The sequence below is a fragment of the Leifsonia sp. SIMBA_070 genome (assembly GCF_046534635.1).
Taxonomy (GTDB): domain Bacteria; phylum Actinomycetota; class Actinomycetes; order Actinomycetales; family Microbacteriaceae; genus Leifsonia.
In genome coordinates this window covers 1-233 of sequence record NZ_JAWRYK010000987.1, presented here as the reverse complement: position 1 = coordinate 233, position 233 = coordinate 1, and the positions used below count along the sequence as shown (strand labels likewise).

Below are 233 nucleotides of genomic sequence, written 5' to 3'. Positions count from 1 at the left end.
CTTCCACTTCGAGTCGGTCGCCGGGGACGGCCACGGAGGCACCGGCGGGGGTGCCGGTGAGGATCAGGTCACCAGGTTCCAGGGTGAGCAGCTGGGAAAGGTCGGCGACCAACTGCGCGAAGGGGAAGAGCAGATCTTCGGTGGTGTCGTCCTGCGCGAGTTCACCGTTGATCCAGGTGCGGATGCGCAGTGCTGCGGGATCCACGGAGGCGGCGTCGAGAATGGCGGGGCCC

The 233-nt window shown here is 67.8% G+C and carries 1 protein-coding gene; it reads right to left on the bottom strand.

What is annotated here, in order from left to right:
• Positions 1-233 (bottom strand): fumarylacetoacetate hydrolase family protein (locus SB754_RS23115; RefSeq protein WP_410784580.1); only part of this gene is annotated, 233 nt, incomplete at both ends.